Here is a 517-nt window from a genome sequence, read left to right as displayed (position 1 = left end):
GGTCGCACTGCCGAAGTAATATTGGTTACCCTTCTTGGTCTGGTGCATCTCCGGGTCGCGTTTGCCGTCCTTGTTCTTGGTCGAACTCGGCGCATTGATCAGCGTGGCATCGACGATGGTGCCTTGGCGCAGCGACAGGCCGCGATCTCCCAGGTAGCCATTGATCATGCCAAGGATACCGGCCGCCAACTCATGCTTCTCCAGCAGCCGGCGGAAATTGAGGATGGTGGTCTCGTCAGGAATGCGCTCCAAGCTCAACCCGGCGAACTGACGCAGGATGGTGGTCTCGTACAGCGCTTCTTCCATCGCCGGATCGCTATAGCCGAACCAGTTTTGCATCAGATGTACGCGCAGCATCGCCATCAGCGGATAGGCGGGTCGGCCGCCTTCGCCCTTGGGGTAATGCGGCTCGATCAAGGCAATCAAACCCTTCCATGGCACAACCCGATCCATCTCGATCAGGAACAATTCCTTGCGGGTCTGCTTGCGCTTACCGGCGTACTCGGCGTCGGCGAAA

The 517-nt window shown here is 58.8% G+C and carries 1 pseudogene; it reads right to left on the bottom strand.

The features are described from left to right. A pseudogene (locus tag NA637_RS25350) lies at positions 1 to 517 on the bottom strand (IS5-like element ISPre1 family transposase); the annotation flags it as partial.

Origin of the sequence: Stutzerimonas stutzeri (assembly GCF_024448935.1) — a bacterium.
Lineage (GTDB): Bacteria > Pseudomonadota > Gammaproteobacteria > Pseudomonadales > Pseudomonadaceae > Stutzerimonas > Stutzerimonas stutzeri_AO.
This window is presented reverse-complemented; position numbering and strand designations above follow the sequence as displayed.